Annotated in this window: 4 protein-coding genes; 2 read left to right on the forward strand and 2 right to left on the reverse strand. The window is 63.4% G+C overall.

The window, feature by feature from the left end:
* On the reverse strand, positions 1–400 hold a 400-nt coding region (locus B2P82_RS15080; RefSeq protein WP_290497785.1), incomplete at its 3' end, for a helicase HerA domain-containing protein.
* A 190-nt stretch (positions 401–590) separates the two neighbouring features.
* Between B2P82_RS15080 and B2P82_RS15085 the strand changes: the two genes are divergently transcribed.
* On the forward strand, positions 591–803 hold the full coding sequence (locus B2P82_RS15085) for a hypothetical protein (protein ID WP_290497787.1): 213 nt from the start codon (positions 591–593) through the stop codon (positions 801–803).
* A 71-nt stretch (positions 804–874) separates the two neighbouring features.
* On the opposite strand, the gene ltrA is transcribed toward B2P82_RS15085, so the two are convergent.
* Positions 875–2,389, reverse strand: a complete 1,515-nt coding sequence (gene ltrA / locus B2P82_RS15090) for a group II intron reverse transcriptase/maturase (protein ID WP_290497788.1) — start codon at positions 2,387–2,389, stop codon at positions 875–877.
* Positions 2,390–2,897: 508 nt separating this feature from the next.
* Between ltrA and B2P82_RS15095 the strand changes: the two genes are divergently transcribed.
* Positions 2,898–3,185 carry a DUF3768 domain-containing protein gene (locus B2P82_RS15095; RefSeq protein ID WP_290497790.1) on the forward strand — a complete coding sequence of 96 codons (288 nt, stop codon included), beginning with the start codon at positions 2,898–2,900 and terminating at the stop codon, positions 3,183–3,185.
* Positions 3,186–3,462: the final 277 nt, after the last annotated feature.

Consider the following 3,462-nt stretch of genomic DNA (forward strand, 5'->3'; position numbering starts at 1 on the left):
CATAGCGCAGCAGGTGCTCCATACGCGGCCCCCAGGCGTCGATCCACTGCTTCCGGAAGGTGTCGATCAGGGCCGACGCGACGAGGGGCCGGTACTCGACGGCGACGCGGGCGAGCGGATTATAGCCATAGGGGCAATCCGGGTCGGCGACGTCCCAATAGATGGCGTCGGGTCCGATATCGGCCCGCAGCTCCTCCGCCAGGTCGCCATGGGGATCGAGCACGCAGAAGCCTGTGCCGTTGCGGGCGTCCTGCCGCGCCAGGGTCCGTAAGAGCGTCGACTTGCCCGTACCGGTCTGCCCGATGACGTAGAGGTGCAGCAGGCGGTCAGGCACGGCCATGCCGAACGGCGTATAGCCCGAGCGTTGATAGGCGTCGCCAATGTGAATGAAGCCGGCCATGGCTTGAGCCTGCCATAGGGCGCGCAACCCGCCAGAGCCTGGGAGCAGCTGATATCGCCACTGCCGGGGGGCTGTGGATAGCGCCCACTATGCGACAATGGCGGCAGACGTTCCTTCGCGGTCTCCCGCCGCCCCGGCGCGCATGACGGCTTTTGCCTGTCACGCGCGCCGGGGCGAAAGGAGGCCGACCATGACAGAAACGACGAAATCCAAGACTGACGTCATCCGCGCGCTCAACGACAAGCTCCGACAGGGCCGGGACCCGGGCGGGCGCATCATGATCACGCAAGGGATCAGCGTCGCCGGCGACAGCTTTGTCCGGGACGTGATCGCTGCCGTCCAATCGTTTGAGGACTTCGGTCCCGACGTAGAGTCGAGATGGCGCGCCTTGCCTCATTGCTGAGGTCGGTTTCGCCATCCCGCTCTCCGAACCGGACATGCGAGTTTCCCGGCATCCGGCTCTCCAAGGGCGGACTAGCCGCCGGTAGATTGCATGGTTTCCAGCGCGTGATACGCGCGCCAGAACAACGGCGCACCCCGCAAGGCGGGGTCGTCGCCGAGTTCCTTGTCATTCCATCCGTTCGGTATTCTGACACCTCGATTGCGATAGCGGCGCGTACCCCCATCCAGAAACCGCTTTGATACGGCCCTGCCGTCACGCCAGCGATTCCGCATCGGCGGATGCGGCCCGGCACGGAACCTGGCCCGCAGTTTCCGAGCGCCGGTCTTCCGGTGCTTCTTGCGAAGCCACCGGTCGATCCTATGCCAAAGCCAGTTGTCCAAAGCTTGGAACTCCTTGCTGGCGTAGGTGGCGTACTGGAAGTAGTTCCGCCATCCGGAGATCAGGGGGTTGAGCGCCGAGATCAGATCCTTGAACGGCAACACGAGCGTCGCCCGTGATGTCCGCATCTTGATCTCCCGGCGCAGGGCTTTGACCTTATCCTTGGGGATACGAAGATTGCCGACCCAGTTGCCGCTGCGACGCGACTTGGTGCGGACAACCCGGTATCCGAGGAAGGTAAAGCCGTCTTCCGGCCGGGTGATCAGGGTCTTCTCTGTCGAGAGTTCGAGACGCATTTCCTCCCAGAGGAACTGCGCCAGGGCCTCTCGTTCCGCCTCCGCTTGCCGCTGGGAGCCGACGACAAGCAGAAGGAAGTCGTCCGCGTATCGGACCATGTAGAACGTCGGTCTGCCGTTGCGCCGATCCAGCCGGCGGCGACTGACTGCGTTCGTCGGTTTCTCACGCGGGCGCGGCATCCACCTGTCGTATCTCTCGTCGAGCCGATGCAGGAAGATGTTCGCCAGGAGCGGGGACAGTACGCCGCCTTGGGGCGTGCCTGTCGCCGAATGCTCAAGGCTGCCCTCAATCATGACGCCCGCCTTCAGGAAGGCCCGGATCAGCAGCAGGACCTTGCGGTCCCGGATGCGCCGCTTCACCTCTTCCATCAGCAGGTGATGATCGATGGCGTCGAAGCAGCCCTTGATGTCGCCCTCGATCACGTAATGCGTCAAGGACGGGCCATGGTTGGTCGGATGCAGCTGACGCTGAACCGCCGCCAGGGCGTCATGGGTGCTTCGGCCGCGTCGGAACCCATAGGAGTTCGGATAAAAATCCGCCTCGAATATAGGCTCCAGAACGAACTTCATCGCCATTTGCACAAGGCGATCTTTGAGCGTGGGTATGCCCAGCGGACGGAATTGCCCCGGTCTGCCAGTCTTCGGGATCAGCCGTTGTCTGACAGGCTCAGGCCGATAGGTTCCTGATCTCAGTTCATGGCGAACCTCGTTCAGAAAGCGATCAACGCCGCCCGCTTGCTCTTCGAGCCTGCGCCGCGTCATGCCGTCCGTCCCTGGCGTCTGACTGCCCCGATTGCGGGCGAGCCGGGTCCAGGCTTCGAACAACGTTCGGCGATCACAGATCAGATTGAACAGGTCGGAGAAGGTTTTGTCCTTATCCGACGCGCTCCACCGATAGAGCTTCGGCTGCATGTCGAGGATGAAGCTGGTATTCACCATGCCGGGCCTGCGCCCACCTCCTGCCGCGAAGCTCTATCCACTGCCTTCCTTCGCCTTGTGCGCGGCTTTCCCGTGCTCAGACTACTACGAAGGCTCCGCCCCTTTGTCTGGCGATCGTCAGCCGTCTTGACCATCCCCCGCAGGGGAAGCCGGACAAAGGTTCCCAGGTTCCAAGCGCTTTCCATCATTTGCCGTAGGAGCCGACTATACCCCGTGTGAACTCTGACCCCCGGCGCTCGCAGAACACCTCCGAGGGCTGCGGCCCGACGGCCGCCCCGGTCCCAGGATCATTAGCCAGGACCAGCGCTTCACCAGACATGGCCAGAGGCCATGACCGACCTGCCCAATTCCGGTTGGCAGGCTCCACATACTCTACCGAGGCGTCAGACGTCGGTTCGTATTCCTCTCCCTAGCAAACACGCTGGCCGGAACGGAGAGGGGCGGAATTCCCCAGTCCCTCCGGCTTTGACAGGTTCTGCTCATGTATGGCTTGCTGCAGACGCGCAGCGCGCCTCACCTGTCTGCTTCATCCGCACCCTGCGCGGCACGGAAGCGTGAGGTCTTCCACCTCACTGGAATGCGCCCAGCTCATCTGGCGCACAACGATCCCTATGGCGAGCACGACTTCGGCGCGCTCACGGTCGAAGACCGGAAGATCTTCTTCAAGATCGACTACTACGACCGCGCGCTCGCCGGCGGTTCGCCCGATCCGGCAGACCCGCGCGTCACGACGCGCGTGCTCACGATCATGCTGGCCGAGGAGTATTGAGAGCGCCTGTCCCCACCCGCCAATCGTCGGCGGGTGGTTTTCTTTGCGGCTCGCGGGCCGCGTTCGGATTCTATCGAATCTTGCCTGATTCCGCGAATCCCGAGGCCCTAGGCGCCGGTCGATTCCCGTGGCGTAGCGTTATCCCCATCCCCGCCGGGGCCTGGACGCGCTTCGGCGGCTTGCTAGGCTTATGGATACAGAGATTGGACGCTTGGGGAGGCGTCGGCTCGGCCCACGGACGCAATGGCGGCAGCCATTGCGTTCTTTGCGTTCCGGA

The sequence above is a fragment of the Hyphomonas sp. UBA4494 genome (genome assembly GCF_002388935.1).
Classification (GTDB): Bacteria; Pseudomonadota; Alphaproteobacteria; order Caulobacterales; family Hyphomonadaceae; genus Hyphomonas.

Excerpts from the sequence above, each read along its gene's own strand:
- ltrA (WP_290497788.1), bottom strand. The coding sequence starts at position 2,389 with ATGCAGCCGAAGCTCTATCGGTGGAGCGCGTCGGATAAGGACAAAACC.
- B2P82_RS15085 (WP_290497787.1), top strand. The coding sequence starts at position 591 with ATGACAGAAACGACGAAATCCAAGACTGACGTCATCCGCGCGCTCAAC.
- B2P82_RS15095 (WP_290497790.1), top strand. The coding sequence starts at position 2,898 with ATGTATGGCTTGCTGCAGACGCGCAGCGCGCCTCACCTGTCTGCTTCA.